14 protein-coding genes, 3 tRNA genes and 1 pseudogene are annotated in these 16,593 nt (G+C 68.9%); 10 read left to right on the forward strand and 8 right to left on the reverse strand.

Annotated features, from left to right (window positions below):
• Positions 1 to 54: 54 nt before the first annotated feature.
• From ABDZ95_RS07445 to ABDZ95_RS07455, 3 genes and pseudogenes are all read left to right on the forward strand, one after another.
• The gene (locus ABDZ95_RS07445; RefSeq protein ID WP_343792241.1) at positions 55 to 798 is read left to right on the forward strand and encodes a M48 family metallopeptidase; all 744 of its coding nucleotides are present in this window, start codon (positions 55 to 57) and stop codon (positions 796 to 798) included.
• A 183-nt stretch (positions 799 to 981) separates the two neighbouring features.
• A tRNA-His gene (locus tag ABDZ95_RS07450) sits at positions 982 to 1,058 on the forward strand.
• Between the two features lie 264 nt (positions 1,059 to 1,322).
• Positions 1,323 to 1,739, forward strand: a pseudogene (locus tag ABDZ95_RS07455) (methyltransferase domain-containing protein); the annotation flags it as partial.
• A 253-nt stretch (positions 1,740 to 1,992) separates the two neighbouring features.
• On the opposite strand, the gene ABDZ95_RS07460 reads toward ABDZ95_RS07455, so the two are convergent.
• Both ABDZ95_RS07460 and ABDZ95_RS07465 read right to left on the reverse strand, forming a co-directional pair.
• The gene (locus tag ABDZ95_RS07460) at positions 1,993 to 3,837 is read right to left on the reverse strand and encodes a patatin-like phospholipase family protein (protein WP_343792243.1); all 1,845 of its coding nucleotides are present in this window, start codon (positions 3,835 to 3,837) and stop codon (positions 1,993 to 1,995) included.
• 113 nt (positions 3,838 to 3,950) lie between these two features.
• Positions 3,951 to 4,349 carry a DUF1489 family protein gene (locus tag ABDZ95_RS07465; protein WP_343792245.1) on the reverse strand — a complete coding sequence of 133 codons (399 nt, stop codon included), beginning with the start codon at positions 4,347 to 4,349 and terminating at the stop codon, positions 3,951 to 3,953.
• A 149-nt stretch (positions 4,350 to 4,498) separates the two neighbouring features.
• Between ABDZ95_RS07465 and ABDZ95_RS07470 the strand changes: the two genes are divergently transcribed.
• Positions 4,499 to 4,792 carry a putative quinol monooxygenase gene (locus tag ABDZ95_RS07470; protein WP_343792247.1) on the forward strand — a complete coding sequence of 98 codons (294 nt, stop codon included), beginning with the start codon at positions 4,499 to 4,501 and terminating at the stop codon, positions 4,790 to 4,792.
• A gap of 3 nt (positions 4,793 to 4,795) precedes the next feature.
• On the opposite strand, the gene ABDZ95_RS07475 is transcribed toward ABDZ95_RS07470, so the two are convergent.
• The 4 genes from ABDZ95_RS07475 to ABDZ95_RS07490 form a co-directional block, all read right to left on the reverse strand.
• The gene (locus ABDZ95_RS07475) at positions 4,796 to 5,179 is read right to left on the reverse strand and encodes a hypothetical protein (protein ID WP_343792249.1); all 384 of its coding nucleotides are present in this window, start codon (positions 5,177 to 5,179) and stop codon (positions 4,796 to 4,798) included.
• Positions 5,179 to 7,197 (reverse strand): acetyl/propionyl/methylcrotonyl-CoA carboxylase subunit alpha, encoded by a 2,019-nt coding sequence (locus ABDZ95_RS07480; RefSeq protein ID WP_343792251.1) that lies wholly within the window; start codon positions 7,195 to 7,197, stop codon positions 5,179 to 5,181. Before ABDZ95_RS07480 ends, ABDZ95_RS07475 begins: the two co-directional genes overlap by 1 nt.
• 224 nt (positions 7,198 to 7,421) lie before the next feature.
• Positions 7,422 to 8,315, reverse strand: coding sequence for an enoyl-CoA hydratase-related protein (locus tag ABDZ95_RS07485; RefSeq protein WP_343792253.1), 894 nt, complete (start codon positions 8,313 to 8,315; stop codon positions 7,422 to 7,424).
• Positions 8,316 to 8,447: 132 nt separating this feature from the next.
• Positions 8,448 to 10,040, reverse strand: a complete 1,593-nt coding sequence (locus tag ABDZ95_RS07490; RefSeq protein WP_343792255.1) for a carboxyl transferase domain-containing protein — start codon at positions 10,038 to 10,040, stop codon at positions 8,448 to 8,450.
• A gap of 149 nt (positions 10,041 to 10,189) precedes the next feature.
• Between ABDZ95_RS07490 and ABDZ95_RS07495 the strand changes: the two genes are divergently transcribed.
• The 3 genes from ABDZ95_RS07495 to ABDZ95_RS07505 all read left to right on the forward strand — a co-directional run bounded on the left by ABDZ95_RS07495 (position 10,190) and on the right by ABDZ95_RS07505 (position 14,051).
• Positions 10,190 to 11,521: an MATE family efflux transporter gene (locus tag ABDZ95_RS07495; protein ID WP_425542977.1), complete on the forward strand. Its 1,332-nt coding sequence runs from the start codon at positions 10,190 to 10,192 to the stop codon at positions 11,519 to 11,521.
• 108 nt (positions 11,522 to 11,629) lie between these two features.
• The gene (metG, locus tag ABDZ95_RS07500) at positions 11,630 to 13,333 is read left to right on the forward strand and encodes a methionine--tRNA ligase (protein WP_343792260.1); all 1,704 of its coding nucleotides are present in this window, start codon (positions 11,630 to 11,632) and stop codon (positions 13,331 to 13,333) included.
• A 61-nt stretch (positions 13,334 to 13,394) separates the two neighbouring features.
• Positions 13,395 to 14,051 (forward strand): lysozyme inhibitor LprI family protein, encoded by a 657-nt coding sequence (locus tag ABDZ95_RS07505; RefSeq protein ID WP_343792262.1) that lies wholly within the window; start codon positions 13,395 to 13,397, stop codon positions 14,049 to 14,051.
• Positions 14,052 to 14,084: 33 nt separating this feature from the next.
• Here the strand turns inward: ABDZ95_RS07505 and ABDZ95_RS07510 are convergent, their stop codons facing one another.
• Together ABDZ95_RS07510 and rlmB are read right to left on the reverse strand one after the other, a co-directional pair.
• On the reverse strand, positions 14,085 to 14,945 hold the full coding sequence (locus ABDZ95_RS07510) for a TerC family protein (protein ID WP_343792264.1): 861 nt from the start codon (positions 14,943 to 14,945) through the stop codon (positions 14,085 to 14,087).
• Positions 14,946 to 15,167: 222 nt separating this feature from the next.
• Positions 15,168 to 16,082: a 23S rRNA (guanosine(2251)-2'-O)-methyltransferase RlmB gene (rlmB, locus tag ABDZ95_RS07515; protein WP_343792267.1), complete on the reverse strand. Its 915-nt coding sequence runs from the start codon at positions 16,080 to 16,082 to the stop codon at positions 15,168 to 15,170.
• A gap of 148 nt (positions 16,083 to 16,230) precedes the next feature.
• Between rlmB and ABDZ95_RS07520 the strand changes: the two genes are divergently transcribed.
• The 3 genes from ABDZ95_RS07520 to ABDZ95_RS07530 form a co-directional block, all read left to right on the forward strand.
• Positions 16,231 to 16,314 (forward strand) — tRNA-Tyr (locus ABDZ95_RS07520).
• Positions 16,315 to 16,390: 76 nt separating this feature from the next.
• Positions 16,391 to 16,464, forward strand: a tRNA-Gly gene (locus ABDZ95_RS07525).
• Between the two features lie 61 nt (positions 16,465 to 16,525).
• A partial coding sequence (locus tag ABDZ95_RS07530) for a hypothetical protein (protein WP_343787503.1) occupies positions 16,526 to 16,593 on the forward strand: 68 nt, incomplete at its 3' end.

A 16,593-nucleotide genomic window follows, 5' to 3' on the forward strand; every position in this document is an offset into this window, starting at 1 on the left:
GCAGCCGCCGGGGCCAACAGACGTTTCAACGGTGACGCTGAACACGAGGCCCTCATGAAAAGACTGACCACCATTCTCGCCGCCGGCGCCGCACTGTGCGCCCTGTCGGCCTGCGCCTACAACGAGAGCCTGGGCCGCAACCAGTTCCTGATCGTGGACGACAGCGCCCTGATCCAGCAGGCGGACGCCGCCTGGGCCGAGACGCTGCGGACGCAGCGCACCTCGTCAGACGCCGCCGCCAATGGCCGGATCAAGCGGGTCGGCGACCGGATCGTCGAGGCCGCGGGCCTGACCGACCGGCGGTGGGAATACGCCGTCTTCGTCAACGAGAGTCCCAACGCCTTCGTCCTGCCGTCCGGCAAGATCGGGGTGACCACAGGCCTGCTGGGCCTCGTGCGCAACGACGACCAGCTGGCGGCCGTGCTGGGCCACGAGGTCGGCCATGTGACCGCCCGCCACGCCGCCGAGCGCTATTCGACCAGCGCGGCGACCGGGCTGGTGCTGAGCGGGGTGCAGGGCGCCGCCGGCGACTATGCGCAGGCGGCCGGGGCCATCGGCGGGCTGGGCGCGCAACTGGGCGTGCTGCTGCCGTTCTCGCGCCGGGATGAGCTGGAGGCCGACCGGCTGGGCGTCGACTATATGCAGCGCGCCGGCTTCACCCCGCGGGAATCGATCGCCCTGTGGCGGCTGATGCAGGCCCAGCGGCAGGGCTCGAACCCCGAGTTCGCCTCGACCCACCCTTCGGACTCGACCCGCATCGCGGCGCTGGAACAGTATATCGAGAGCCGGGGATGGTGAGCGGCTGCGCCGCTTGGGGATCAGAGATCGGGGATCAGGGGAGCGGGATGGGCTCCCGAGTGGACGGCGCGGCGCTGTGCGCTGATCCAAAGAGCCGCTAATCCCTAATCCCTCTTCCCCGATCCCTTTCCCGCTTGATCCCCCGAAGCGACGCGGCTAAAGACGCCGCTCGCGCGGATATGTGCAGCCTTAGCTCAGTTGGTTAGAGCGCCGGTTTGTGGAGCCGGAGGTCCTCAGTTCAAACCTGAGAGGCTGTACCATCGCCGTCCACGCGGGATGCGATCGTCCACAGATCGCCTTTTCCTTCCAGAACCGGGTTTCGGGGTGTGTGCACGCCCTTGAGAGGTTCATCACGAAGGACACCAAGATAACACCAAGGACACCACGGGACCGGGTTGCTTGCTCCCCCTTGGTGCTCTTCGTGCCTCCTTGGTGTCCTTCGTGATGAACCTTCGGTCTGACTGCGCTTCGCGCGGCACGGAGCGGGCTACCGCCGGTCGTCGCGCCCTCGTAAGCTCGCTCCCATGAGCAGCACACGGCCCCTCTGGGACCCCACGCAGTACAATCGTTTCGAGGCGCAGCGGGATCGGGCGGCGCTGGATCTGCTGGTGCACGTGCCGGACGATCTGGAGCCGCGGGAGATCTGGGATCTGGGGTGCGGGACGGGGCAGCATGCGGCGCTGCTGAAGCGGCGGCATCCGGAAGCGAATGTCCACGGGATGGATAGCAGCGCCTCGATGCTGGAGCAGGCGAAGGCTTTGGGCTCCGATATCGAGTGGGTACAGGGCGACATCGCCGGCTGGACGCCGGAGCGGCCGGCGGACCTGATACTCGCCAATGCCTCGCTGCAGTGGCTGCCGGACCATGAGGGGCTGCTGCGTCGGCTGACCGGGGCGCTGGCGCCGGGCGGGGTTATCGCCGTGCAGATGCCGCTGGCGTGGGAGACGCTACATCACCGGACGATGCGCGCCGTGGCGGCCGAGGGGCCGTGGGCGGAGCGGCTGTCGGATCGGGAGACGATCAAGGCCCTGCTGTCGCCCGAGGCCTATTACGGGGTGCTGGCGGAGGCGTGCGACGACGTCGATGTCTGGTCCACCACCTATCTGCACGCCCTGACGGGCGAGGATGCGGTGCTGGAGTGGATGAAGGGGACGGCGCTGCGGCCCCATCTGACGGCGCTGGCGGACGATCCGGCTATGCGGACGGCGTATCTTTCCGCCCTCGGCGCGGCGCTTTCGCGCGCTTTCCCGAAGCGGGCGGACGGGGTGACCCTGCTGCCGTTTCCGCGTCAGTTCCTGATGGCGCGGCGTCGTTGACCGATCTGCGGCGGCGCAGGCCCGTGACGGGGCCGTCCAGCGCCTCCAGCTCGGCCTTCATGGCGCGATAGCCGGCGTCGACGGCGGGACCGTAGGCCTTCCAGTCGCGGATATCGACGCCGTCGGGCGTGGGCTGCACGAGGATGTCGCTGACGGTGCGCGAGCGCTCGATCTCGGCGTCGGTCGTCAGGGTGGCGGCGCGCATCATGATGGAGACGATGGGCGGGCCGCGACGCCAGGCTCCGGTGGCGAGCATGCGCCAGAGGGACGGCGGGTGCTGGATCAGCTCGGGATCCACGCCGCGGGCCTGGGACATGTCGATCCCGATGACCGGGCCCGAGGTCATCTGGCGCATGGTCTCGGTCGGCAGGTTGTTCAGCACCGCGCCGTCCACCAGCACCTGCCGGTCGATGACGATGGGCGGCAGCAGGCCCGGAATGGCGATGGAGGCGCGCATCGCGCGGCGCATCAGGCCCCGGCGGTGCACCTCGATCCGGCCGGCGGTCAGATTGGTCGAGACGGCGAAGAAGGGGCGGACGAGGTCGGCCAGATCGGTGTCACCGTAGGCGGCCTGCAGCAGGCCCTCGACCTTCTTCGCGCGCGTCATGGCCAGCATGGGGAAGGTGATGTCGCTGAGCGGGTCGCTGTCGACGAAGGAGCGGGTGATGCGCTCTTCCAGCTCTTCCAGCGTCCAGCCGAGCGCGGGACCGGCGGCGACGACCGCGCCCATGGAGGCGCCGCCGACGAAATCGATGGGCACGCCGGCCTCCTTCAGGGCGCGCAGGGCGCCGATGTGGGAATAGGCGCGGGCGCCGCCGCCGGACATGACCACGCCGACGGCCGAACCGGTGATGACGCGGGCGATGCGGTCGGCGTCGGCCTGATCACCCTCCATGGCCTGGAACCAGCGGCCGGGCTGGATGGCGTCCAGCCAGACGCCGGTGTTGGCCGGGCGGGCCATGCGCGGGTCGCGCAGCAGGATCAGATCGGTGCGGCGCTGGGCGTCCAGCACGCTGGAATGCGGCATGGGCCGGTTGGGCGGGGCCAGCAGGCACTGGCCGACGACGAACAGCCGATCGACCTGGCGGGCGCACAGGGCGGCCCAAGCGGGCTCGTCCATCTCGGCGACGTAGAGGACGAAGTCGTGGTTGTCCTCCACGCGGCTGAACCATTCGGCGGCGGAGGAGAGGGCGGACTGGTCGATGACCTGGCAGCTGTAGCCGTCCGCCTCGATGGCGGCGGCGACGCGCTCGACGAAGGCGCGGATCGGGCGGGGGCGGGCGGAGAGGAAGCCGAAGACGCTGGGCTCGCTGCCGCCGGTGCGCCGCTCGCGGGCGCGATGGATCATCAGGCGCGACAGCTCGACCATCAGGTCCGGCTCGGTGCGGGCAGCCTCGAAGAAGGCGTCGCGAGGCAAGGCCAGCACCTCGGAGTCGCGCAGGGCCACGACGTCGGCGGTGTGCGGGCTGCCGGCCAGCATGGCCATCTCGCCGGCCGGCTCTCCGGGACGGATGACGCCGACGAACTGGGGCGGCTGATCGCCGGGCTCGCGCCGGAAGACGCCCAGACGGCCCGAGCGGACGAGATACAGGGTGTCGGCCGCATCGCCCTCGGCGAACAGGGTCTCGCCCCCCGTCAGGGCGAACCAGCTGGCGGGCGTGTTACGGCCGCCCTCGAAGATCCGGTGCAGCGCGTCTTCAAGGCGGTCGGAACGGGGGGGCATGGTCAGAGCTTAGCCACAGGAGTGGTTAGTGGTTAGTGATTAGTGGTTAACGGCGCTCTGGCCGGCGCCGCTCGCGGGCGCATCCAACCACTCATCACTAACCACCGACCACTTCACCAGGCTCCCAGCTCCCGCAGTTCGCGCGCGAGGTCGTCGGGGAGGTCGGTGGGGTCGAGGGTCGTCAGGTCGGCGGGGGCGTCCTTGCCGTCGAGGTAGCGCCAGCCCTGGAAGGGGCGGCGGGCGAGGGGGGCGGTGCGGATCACCTCGGGGGCCAGCTTGATCTCGCAGCGGCTGGCGGCGCCCTCGCCGACGGTCTTGATGTCGAGGATGACCTGCCGGCAGGCGACCGAGCCCTTGATGACCCAGTAGAGGGAGCCGCCGTCCTCGAGCTCGGTCACCCGCTTGGGCGTCATGCGGGTGTGGACGAGGCGCCAGTCGCTGCGGGCGGCGTTGCGTTCGAGGGTCTCGATCTCGGACACGCCGACGCAAAGCTTGATGAGGTTCAAAGGCATGGACGGGGAAACCTGCGCCGCTCCACAGGCATGCGGAGACGGAAGGCGGGATATAGGGTAAGTTTCCGGCGAAGCGAATGCGAAGGCTGCCGCAGGATCAGCCGCCCGTGGCTCGTCCGGTCCGCCCCGCAGAAGACGGATGCGCAGGGATGTACGGTCTCATCGGCAAGATGACGGCGGTCGAGGGCCAGAGGGATGTGTTGAGCGCCATCCTGCTGGAAAGTCTGGGAAAGATGCCCGGCTGTCTCAGCTATATCGTCGCCCACGACCCCGCCGACGACAATGCGATCTGGATCACGGAGGTCTGGACCGACGAGGCGGCGCACCGGGCGTCGCTGCAGGTTCCGGAGGTGAAGGCGGCGATCCATCGCGGCCTCCCGCTGGTGGTGACCTTCAGCGATGCACAGGTCACCACCCCGATCGGCGGCGTCGGGCTGGGCTGAGGATCAGTTGCCGGTGGCCGGCGCCGCCGGCGCGTTTTCGGCGGCCATGCGAGTGCTCCAGGTCTGGATGCGGCCCCCGAACTCGGAAATTTCGGTCCCGCAGCGCTGGCTCTGGGCCTCCAGCTCGGCCGTCTGGGCCGACTGCAGGTACTGGCCGAGGCGGTCCAGCCAGACGATGTCGGGGTTCCGGCCCTCCAGACGGCCCAGGTAGAACATCGAGGCGGCCATCAGGCCCGTCTTGACGCTTTCGTCCTCGGTCATGCCGCCGATGACCATGGACATGGCCAGGCACTGCAGGTCGGCGGTTTCCTGGGGCGTGATGGCTGCGGGGGCAGCCTGGGGCGCGGCGAGGGTCGCGGCGGCGGCGAGGGTGGCGAGGAAGGACATCAGGCGTCTCCGGAGGGTTTGACGACGGCGAGGACAGTGCCTTCGCCGACCTGTTCGCCGACCTGGACGCCGACTGTCTCGACCACGCCGTCGAAGGGCGCGGTCAGCGCATGTTCCATCTTCATGGCCTCGAGGACAACGATGGTCGCACCCTTGGCCACGGCGTCGCCGGGCGAGGCGGGGGCGGCGACGATCTTGCCGGGCATGGGCGCGCGCAGGGAGCCGTCGGAGGCCCCGCTGTCGCCGCCTGCTCCGCCGCTGTGGACGAGCGGCTCGAAGCTCCATGCCTCGCCGTCGAGGAAGACGACCGGCTCATCCACCACACGGGCCAGTTCACGGCCGGGGACGTTGTTCTCGAACAGGGTTACGCCGCCGGTGAGGACGTACGCCTCGCCACGGCTCTCACCGAGATCGACGGTCCAGAAGCTGCCGTGGTCGCCAGGAGTCGCGCGGCCCTCGATCACGGCGCCGTTCAGGCGGCCACGCCGGGTGGCAGGCGTCCCGCCGTTGGAGCGGAAGCCGTACAGGCCGCCGGCGGTCGGCGACCAGGGATCCTGGAAACGGCGGCGCTGGTCGCCGCGCTGCCATTCCTCGGCGTGGTGGGCGTCCGAGGCGAGGACCGCGAGGGCGGCGACCTGCACCTCGGGCGCGGGCGCAGAAGCGGTCAGGACGGCCTCCTCGGCGGCGATGAAGGCGGTGTCGACGTCGCCGGCGACGAAGCGCGGGTGTTCGAGGCAGCGCTTCAGGAAGCCGGCGTTGGCGCGGACGGGCCAGACCTCGACCTCGCCGCACGCCTCGGCCAGTTTCGCGGCCGCTTCCTCGCGGGTGTCTGCGTGGACGATCAGCTTGGCGATCATCGGATCGTAGAACTGGCTGACCTCGCTGTCCCAGGTCACGCCGGTGTCGACACGGATGTCCTCGGGCAGGCGGATGTGCTCCAGCTTGCCGATGCTGGGCAGGAAGCCGTTGGCGGGGTCCTCGGCGTAGAGGCGGGCTTCCATGGCCCAGCCGTCGATGCCGATCTCGTCCTGTTTCAGCGGGATGGGCTCGCCGGCGGCGACGCGGAACTGCCATTCCACGAGGTCCACGCCGGTGATGGCCTCGGTGACCGGGTGTTCGACCTGCAGCCGGGTGTTCATCTCCATGAACCAGATGCGGTCGGCCTTCAGGCCGTCGGAGGCGTCGGCGATGAACTCGATGGTGCCGGCGCCCTGATAGTTCACGGCTTTCGCGGCGCGGACGGCGGCGGCGGTGACGGCGTCGCGGGTCGCCTGGTCCATGCCGGGGGCCGGAGCCTCCTCGATGACCTTCTGGTGGCGGCGCTGAAGCGAGCAGTCGCGCTCGTTCAGATGGACCACCGTGCCGTGGCTGTCGCCGAAGACCTGCACCTCGATGTGGCGTGGGCGGGTGATGTAGCTCTCGATCAGGACGCGCGGGTCGCCGAAGGAGGACTGGCCCTCGCGCTGGGCCGAGGCGAGACCGGCGGCGAAGTCTTCCGCCTTCTCGACCAGCTTCATGCCCTTGCCGCCGCCGCCGGCGACGGCCTTGATCAGGACCGGATAGCCGATGCGGGCGGCCTCGGCGGTCAGGGTCTCCGTCGACTGGTCCTCGCCCTGATAGCCGGGGGTGACCGGCACGCCGGCCTCGATCATCAGCTTCTTGGCGGCGTCCTTCAGACCCATGGCGCGGATCGAGTCCGGCTTGGGCCCGATCCAGACGATGCCGGCGGCGGCCACGGCCTCGGCGAAGTCGGCGTTCTCGGACAGGAAGCCATAGCCGGGGTGGATGGCTTCGGCGCCCGTGTCCTTGGCGGCCTGCAGGACCTTTTCGGCGACCAGATAGCTCTCGCGGGCGGGAGCGGGGCCGATCAGGACGGCCTCGTCCGCCTCGCGCACATGCAGGGCGTCGGCGTCGGCCTCGGAATAGACCGCGATCGTGCGGATGCCCATGGCGCGGGCGGTGCGGAAGACGCGGCAGGCAATCTCGCCGCGATTGGCGACCAGGACGGATTTGAACATGGGGATGTCCTAGCGCGGGTTTGCGCTGGCGTCATCGGGTTACCGGCTGGGGATCGGGATGTGGTGGTTCATCACCAAGGGCACGAAGGATCCACGAAGGACACCAAGAGGGCGGAGCGCGCTTCAGCCCCGATGAATGAAGGGCGCTTTCGCGCCGCCACGCATCACTCTTCGTGCTCTTGGTGGCCCCTTGGTGTCCTTCGTGATGAACCTTCCGCTGCCGCCTACTGGGTCCAGGACGGCTTGCGCTTGTCGAGGAAGGCGCGGACGCCTTCCTGGCCTTCGGCGGAGATGCGGGCGCGGGCGATGCGTTTGGCGGTGTCCTCGATGAGGCCGTTGTCCAGCTTGTGGTTGGCGATGTCGTTCACCAACCGCTTGGCGTCGCCCATGGCGCCCGGCGCATTGGCGGTGAGGCTGTCGCTGAGCATGGAGATGAACTCGTCGACCGAGCCCTCCGGCAGGACCAGATCCACCAGACCGGCGTGGGCGGCGTAGTCGGCGTCGAAGATGTTGGCGGTCAGGAACAGCTGACGTGCGCGGCGGGCGCCGACGGCCTCGATGACATAGGGGGCGATGGTCGCCGGGATCAGGCCCAGCTTGACCTCGGAGAAGGCGAAGCGGCTGCCCTCGACCGCCACGGCCATGTCGCAGGCGGCCACGATGCCGGCGCCGCCGCCCATGGCCGAGCCCTCGACGATGGCGCAGGTCAGGGCAGGGACGTCGTGCAGGGCCTTGAGCATGCGGGCCAGACCCATGGCGTCGTCGCGGTTGTCGCTCTCGGACCAGTCGGCGGCGTCGCGCATCCACGACAGATCGGCCCCGGCGCTGAACGTGCCGCCGGCGCCACGGATGAAGACCACGCGCACCTTGTCGGCGCCGTGCAGGGTCTCGAACGCCTCGTACAGGGCCGCGATGGTGGCGGCGTCGAAGGCGTTGCGCTTGGCCGGACGGTTGATGGTGACGAAGACCACGCCGTCGGCGGTGGCGTCGATCTGGACCAGATCGTCATTGGCGTCCGGCGCCGGGTCGGAGACCAGCGGATGGGCGATGCTGTTGATCTCGGCCGCCTCGGCGGGGGTGATGTCGAGGGCGTCTTCGGGTTGCTTCTTGTCGGTCATGGGGGCTCCTTCGAAGAGAGAACGCAGATGGGGGCGTTTGGGGTGATGAGTGCTAGTGTGCGAGAAGTGAGCGGCGCGCCTGTGCGTGCGGACAGCCTTTGCTCACCTCTCGCTCACCAGCGCTTTTCACTCCTACATCCGGAACACGCCGAAGGTCGTCTCGGGGATCGGGGCGTTGAGGCTGGCGCTGATGGCGAGGCCGAGGACGTCGCGGGTCTGGACGGGGTCGATGACGCCGTCGTCCCAGAGGCGGGCGGAGGCGTAGTATGGATTGCCCTCGTCCTCATACTTCTGGCGCACCGGGGCCTTGAAGGCCTCGGCCTGTTCCGGGGTCCAGCTGTCGGCGTCGCGGTGGACGGTGGCGAGCACGCTGGCGGCCTGTTCGCCGCCCATCACCGAGATGCGGCTGTTGGGCCAGGTGAAGAGGAAGCGCGGGGAGTAGGCCCGGCCGCACATGCCGTAGTTGCCGGCGCCGAAGCTGCCGCCGATCAGGACGGTGAACTTGGGCACCTCGGCCGAGGCGACGGCGGTGACCAGCTTGGCGCCGTTCTTGGCGATGCCCTCGGCCTCGTACTTTCCGCCGACCATGAAGCCGGAGATGTTCTGCAGGAAGACCAGCGGGATCTTCCGCTTGCAGGCCAGTTCGATGAAGTGGGCGCCCTTCAGCGCGCTTTCGGAGAACAGGACGCCGTTGTTGGCCAGGATGGCGACCGGATAGCCCCAGATGCGGGCGAAGCCGCAAACCAGGGTCGTGCCGTAGTCGCGCTTGAACTCGTCGAACTCGGAGCCGTCGACGGTGCGCGCGATGACCTCGCGGACGTCGTAGGGGGCGCGGACGTCGTCGGGGATGATGCCGTACAGCTGTTCCGGGTCCAGCGCCGGGGCCCGGGGCTCGCGCACGTCCATGTCGACGCGCTTGACCGTGTTCAGGTTGGCGACGATCGAGCGGACGATCTCCAGAGCGTGCTCGTCATTCTCGGCGACGTGGTCGACGACGCCCGACTTGCGGCCGTGGGTCTCGGCGCCGCCCAGCTCCTCGGCGGAGATGACCTCGCCGGTGGCGGCCTTCACCAGCGGCGGACCAGCCAGGAAGATGGTGCCCTGGTTGCGGACGATGACGGTCTCGTCCGACATGGCCGGGACATAGGCGCCGCCGGCGGTGCAGGAGCCCATGACGCAGGCGATCTGCGGGATCGACTTCGCCGACATGCGGGCCTGGTTGAAGAAGATGCGGCCGAAGTGGTCGCGATCCGGGAAGACCTCGGCCTGGTGCGGCAGGTTCGCGCCGCCCGAGTCGACCAGATAGACGCAGGGCAGGTTGTTCTCGACGGCGATCTCCTGCGCCCGCAGGTGCTTCTTCACCGTCATCGGGAAGTAGGCGCCCCCCTTCACCGTCGGATCGTTGGCGACGATCATGACCTCGCGGCCCGAGACCCGGCCGACGCCGCAGATCATGCCCGCGCCGGGCGCCTCGTCATTGTACATGCCGCCGGCTGCCAGTTGGCCGACTTCCAGGAAGGGCGAGCCGGGGTCCAGCAGGCGTTCGACCCGATCGCGGGGCAGCAGCTTGCCACGGGCGACGTGGCGATCGCGGCTGGCGTCCGATCCGCCGCGGGCGGCCAGGGCCACCTTCGCATGAAGTTCGTCCCGCAGGGCGCGGTTGTGGGCGTCCAGGGCCTTGAAGGCGGCGGAACCGGTGTCGATGGCGGAGGTCAGCTTCGGCATGGGGCGAGGTTTAGGGCGGTTGGGGACGCGCGCCAAGCGTTCTCCCTCCCGCCCGGGAGGGGGAGGGAGAAGGCTCAAGCTCCCCTTATGTCTCCACGCCGGAAACAGCGGTTGACCCGCCACTCCGGCCGTGGCCTGTCCGGCGTCCCATGATGACGACCCAGACCCGCGACACCCTGAAGGAATTGCTGAACCTCGCCTGGCCGGTCGTGCTGGCGCGCATCGGCATCATGACCATGGGTCTGACCGACGCCATCGTGGTCGGCCACTATGCGTCGCGCGAACTGGCCTATCACTCGCTGGCCTGGGCGCCCTCGTCGGTGGTGCTGACCACGGCCGTGGGCCTGATGATGGGGGTGCAGATCGTGACCGCCCGCCTGCGCGGCGAGGGGCGGCACGGCGAGATCGGCGCGGTGCTGCGCCGGGGCATGGTCTACGCCCTGCAGATCGGCATCGCCTCGATGCTGGCGCTGTCGATCTTCGGCCCGTGGGTCATGCAGTCGGTACATTTCGGCGAGGGGCTGGGTGAAGGCGCCTCGGGCCCGCTGGTCGTCTTCGCCCTGTCGATGCCCTTCTATCTGGTGTCGGTGGCGGCGCAGTTCTTTCTCGAGGGTCTGTCCAAGCCCAAGCCCGGCATGTGGGCGATGTGGGTCGCCAACGGGGTGAACATCGGGCTGAACCTGCTGCTGGTGCCGGACCTGCCGGGGCTGGGCTTCGACGGCGCGATCGCCTCGGCTTGGGCCACGTTCGGCGCGCGTCTGGCGCTGGCGGTGTTCCTGGTGATCTACATCGTGCGCCTGCCCGAGGCGAAGGCGTGGAACCTGTGGGTCAAGCCGGCGCGGGATCGGGTGACCGAGCGCGAGCAGGTCAAGGTGGGCGTGGGCGCCGGGGCGTCGAACTTCTTCGAGGTCGGCGGCTTCGCGGCCATGACGCTGATCGCCGGCCTGCTGGGCGCCAACGAGACCGCCAGCTGGGCGATCGTGATCAACATGTCCGCCATCGTCTTCATGCTGCCGATGGGGCTGTCCTCGGCGACGGGAGTGCTGGTCGGCCGGGCCTATGGCGCGCGCGACCGGGCGGGCGTGATGCGCGCAGGTCTGGTCGGAATCGGCGTGGTCGCGGCGCTGGCGCTGGTGGTGGCGCTGGTGATCTGGCCGACATCCGAGCTGCTGGTGCGGATCTACACGCTGGATCCGGCGCTGGTCGCGATCGCGGCTCCGGCGCTGGTGCTGGCGACGCTGTTCTTCGTGGCGGACGGAATCCAGGTCGTGGCGGCGCAGGCGAACCGCGCGGCCGGCGACGTCTGGTGGCCGTCGATCATGCATTTCGTCTCGTATGTGCTGATCATGATGCCGATCGGCTGGGTGCTGGCGCACCGGATGGGCGTGGACGGTCTGGTCTGGGCGGTGATCATCGCCAGCCTGGTGTCGGGCGCCCTGCTGACGGGTCGGTTCCTGCGGGTGGCGAGGCGGCTTCCGTAGGGATTAGGGACCTGGGATCAGGGATTAGGTGCGCGTGGGGTTGCGGTATCGCACCGTACTCGCCACTAACCAGACCAATCCCTGATCCTCACTCCCTACCCGGAATCCATGTCCCGCATCCTCATCACCTCGGCGCTGCCCTACATCAACGGCATCAAGCATCTGGGGAATCTGGCGGGCTCGATGCTGCCGGCGGACGTCTATGCGCGGTTCAAGCGCGGGCAGGGCCATGAGGTGCTCTACATCTGCGCCACCGACGAGCATGGGACGCCGGCCGAACTGGCCGCCGCCGCCGCCGGGCGAGACGTGCGCACCTATTGCGACGAGCAGCACGACATCCAGAAGAGGGCCGGCGAAGCGTTCGGTCTGAGCTACGACTGGTTCGGCCGGTCCTCGGGCGAGCCAAACCGCCGCCTGACCCAGCATTTCGCCAAGGTGCTGGAGGAGCGTGGCCTGATCGAGGAGCGGGTCGACCGGATGATCTATTCCGTCGACGACGCCCGCTTCCTGCCGGACCGCTATGTCGAGGGCACCTGTCCGCACTGCGGCCACGTCGGGGCGCGCGGAGACCAGTGCGACAACTGCGGTCGCCTGCTGGACCCGACCGACCTGATCGATCCGTATTCGTCGGTGTCTGGGTCGAAGAACCTCGAGGTCCGCGACACTCGTCACCTGTACCTGCTGCAGACGAAGCTGGAGCAGCCGATCCGCGAGTGGATCGGGTCGAAAACCGACTGGCAGACGCTGGCGAAGTCGATCGCCTACAAGCATCTGGACGAAGGCCTGATCGACCGCGGCATCACCCGCGACCTGAAATGGGGCGTGCCGGTGGTGGGGGCGGACGGCGGTCCGCGGCCGGGCATGGAGGGCAAGGTCTTCTACGTCTGGTTCGATGCGCCCATCGAATACATCGGCGCGACCGAGGAGTGGGCGCAGGCCACCGGCCGGACGTGGCGCGACTGGTGGCGTCTGGACGAGGGCGCCGACGATGTCCGCTACGTCCAGTTCATGGGCAAGGACAATGTCGCCTTCCACACCGTCAGCTTCCCGGCGACGATCATCGGCTCGGGCGAGCCGTGGAAGACGGTCGATACGCTGAAGGCCTTCAACTGGCTGAACTGGTACGGCGGGAAATTCTCGACCAGCCAGAAGCGCGGCGTGTTCATGGATCAGGCGCTGGAGCTGCTGCCGGCGGACTACTGGCGCTGGTATTTGACGGCCTATGGCCCGGAGCATTCGGACGCGGCCTTCACCTGGGAGCAGTTCCAGGGGGCGGTGAACAAGGACCTGGCCGATGTGCTGGGCAATTTCGTCAACCGCATCGTCAAGTTCGCGGAGTCGAAGTTAGAGGGCGTCGTGCCGGAGGCCGGCGAGCCGGGGCCGCTGGAGGCGAAGCTGGAGGCGGACATCCGCTCGCTGATCGCCGAGGCCGAGGCGCAGTTCGAGGCCATGGAGTTCCGCAAGGCCTGCGTGGCCCTGCGCGCCATCTGGGTGCTGGGCAACGAGTATCTGCAGGAAGCCGCGCCGTGGACCGCGTTCAAGACGGACGTGGATCGCGCGGCGGTCGGCGTGCGCACCGGCCTGAACCTGGTCGCCCTGTTCGCCCGTCTGGCGGCGCCGGTGATGCCGTCGTCGGCGGAGAAGGTCGCCGCCTCGGTCGGCGCGACCGACCTCAGCTGGCCCGCGGCCGACGCCGACTTCCTGAACGCCCTGCCGCGCGGTCAGGCGGTGGCGGCTCAGGGCGTGCTGTTCGCCAAGATCGAGGACACGCAGGTCGCCGAATGGTCGGAGCGGTTCGGCGGGGCGCAGTAACGCCGACGGGAGCGCCTTGACGTTTCCGGCGTTGCCCTGACGCACGCAGGAGACGCCCCGGATGATCGCCACCCTCGCACTGGCCCTGTCGCTGACCGCCGGGCCACAGGTCAGCCAGCCGTCGTTCGACTGTCGCCGGGCCTCGACCCCGACCGAGCATGCGATCTGCGCCGATCACCGGCTGGGGCGGATGGATCGCGCGCTGACCGAGCGCTACGTCGAGGCGCGCCGGGCCATGACCCCGGCGATGCGGGAGGCCCTGACGCGGGACCAGCGGTGGTTCCTGGGCGCGCGCGACGAGTGGCACGAGAACAGGACGCGGCCCGGCTTCGTCGACTTTCCGGGACTGGCCGAACGGATGGACGACCGGATCGGCTTTCTGGAGCGCGTCCAGACCCGGCCGGCGACGCACATGCAGGGCGTCTGGCGCAATGCGGCCAGTCAGATCGAGATCCGGACGCTGGAGAAGGGGCAGATGTCGGTGGAGATCAGCGCCGCCAACCCGGTCAACGCCCGCTGGCTCTGCGAGGTCTCGGGCCGGGGGCAGGTCGGGGATCGTGTCATCACCCTGGACGGCGGCGACGGCTGGCGGATCCGGCTGTCGCTGGACCGGGGCTATCTGAAGGTCGAGGAGATTCCTCCGGGCGGGCATGGCGCCGTGCGGCCCTACTGCGGTGCGAACGGACATCTGGGGGAGGCTTACTTCCGGACGCGATAAAGAAAAAGGCCCGGATCGCTCCGGGCCTTTCGTTCATTGCGCGGGCGCCGGGGCGGGCGTCGCGGGGATGGTCACCGGGGGCGGGGTATCGCCGGGCTGGCTCGGGAGGCCGGCGGCGGGGATGTGTCTGTCCTCGCTGCGGACGCCCTTCAGGTGTTTGGCGACCTCTTCCGGGCCGATGGCCATGAAGGCCGGGACGGCGCGGTTGTGGGCGTCGACGTTGTCGGTGCGGACCACGACCGAGCGGTAGCCGTCCCAGATCATGTGCACGGCGACATAGAGGACGACGATCAGGCCGAGGTAGCCGATCCAGCGATGCTTGCTCAGCAGCTTGGCGATGTACGTGGCGGCGACGCCCATCAGGGCGATCGACAGGATCAGGCCGAAGACCATGATCCACGGGTGGTCGTGCGCCGCGCCGGCGACGGCCAGAACATTGTCCAGCGACATGGTGACGTCGGCGATCATGATCTGCAGCAGGGCGGCGCCGAAGGTCTTGCGCTTGATGCCCAGCTGTTCAGGGGTCGCGCCGCCGCCGTGGTGGGCGGCGAGGGCGGCTTCCATCTCCTCGGTCGACTCGGCCTGGTCGTGGGTCGCCTGCTCGCGCAACTCGCGCCACATCTTCCAGCAGACCCACAGCAGCAGAACGCCGCCCGCCAGCAGCAGGCCGATGATGGCCAGAAGCTGGACGGTGATCAGGGCGAAGCCGATGCGCAGGATCACCGCGGCGATCAGGCCGATCAGGATGGCCTTCTTGCGCTGTTCGGGCGCGAGGGCGGCGGCGGCGAGGCCCACGGCGACGGCATTGTCGCCGGCGAGGACCAGGTCGATCATCAGCACCTTGCCAAGCGCGGAGGCCTGGGAGGCGAGTTCGGGAGAGGCGAGAAATTCCATAACCGGCGCTTAGGCCCGCCCCGAACCTGCGTCAATCTGTCAGCACCTTGTCCTCCCCGTCGCGTCGCGATGGGGAGGTGGATCGACGGCGCAGCCGGCGAGACGGAGGGGGCGGCGCCGTCGGAGATGTTTCGGGGAAGATGTCAGCTGGCGCCGTCGCCCCCTCCGGCACGCCGCATATTTGCGGCGCGCCACCTCCCCATGCTTCGCACGGGGAGGAAATTAGCGGCTTTGCGCGCGGACAGTCTCGTACAGGGCGATGGCGGCGGCGTTGGAGACGTTCAGGCTTTCGAAGCCGCCGGGCATGGGGATCCTGGCCATGGCCTCGCAGTGTTCCGCCACCAGACGGCGCACGCCATCGCCCTCGGAGCCCATGACCAGAACGGTCGGCGAGGCGTCCAGCGCCTGTTCCAGCGTCAGGTCGGCGGAGCCGTCGAGGCCCACGGCGCGCCAGCCCATGTCGGCCAGCTTCTCCAGCGCACGGCTGAGATTGGTGACGCGGGCGCAGGGCAGGCGTTCGGTGGCGCCGGCGGAGGCCTTGGCGAGCGCGCCGGCGAGGGCGGGGGAGTGCCGGTCCTGCACCACGATGCCCTTGGCGCCGAATGCCAGGGCCGAGCGGAAGATGGCGCCGACGTTCTGCGGGTCGGTCAGCTGGTCCAGCATGACGATGACGCCGGACGCGTCCTCGGCGATGTCTTCCAGAGAGACGCCTTCCAGCGGGGCGACCTTGAAGGCGAAGCCCTGATGGACCGCGCCGGCCGGGAGCAGGCGATCGATCTGCTGCGGATCCATGACCTCCGCCTTGTGGCCGTTTGGGGCGAGGCGGTCGCGCTCGATCTCGGCGGCGCGGTCGGCGGTGACGATCAGCCGGCCCATGCCCTTGCGCGCCGGGTTGGACAGGGCCGCCAGCACCGGGTGGCGGCCCCAGACGAAGTTGTCGGCATCGGCCTTCGTATTGCGCGACGGGCGGGGCGCGGAATCACTGAAGCCCTTCGCGGGGGGATTGGGGTTCCAGCCGCCGGTTTTATTTCCGCCGCGGTCCTGACCTCGCGGGGCGTCGAAACGCCCGCCAGGCTTGACGGAAGGGGCCGTTTTCTTGCCCGATTTCCGGTCGTTGCGTTCTGGATTTCTCGACACTATAAGACGCCCTCCGATTTGGAGCCCTGAGGGCTTTCGGGTCTGGCGCACCTCCTAAAGCAGGCGTCGTCGGATCACGAGAGGCTTTATCGCGGCGGGAACCGAAAGGCGCCCGGCACGATGGTCCATCGGTTTTGAAAAGCGCGTTGGGGGAATGTCCCGAGCGGCAAAGGGGGGGGACTGTAAATCCCCTGCGTAAGCTTCGCAGGTTCGAGTCCTGCTTCCCCCACCACGCGCTTTCAAAACGAGGGATCGGACCCCATATCGGGTCGGCTGCGGAGGTCCATCAGGTCCGACGCAGTCTCCGCGCGGGTATAGTACAATGGTAGTACAGCAGCCTTCCAAGCTGAATATGTCGGTTCGATTCCGTCTACCCGCTCCAGGTTTTTGAGATCAGCACCGCGCCCCTCCGCTGACGGACCCGGGCCACAGGAGTTTTGGCCATGGCCAAGGAAAAGTTCGAACGCACCAAGCCGCACTGCAACATCGGCACGATCGGTCACGTTGACCA

The organism is Brevundimonas kwangchunensis (genome assembly GCF_039523815.1).
In the GTDB taxonomy this organism is placed as follows: Bacteria; Pseudomonadota; Alphaproteobacteria; order Caulobacterales; family Caulobacteraceae; genus Brevundimonas; species Brevundimonas kwangchunensis.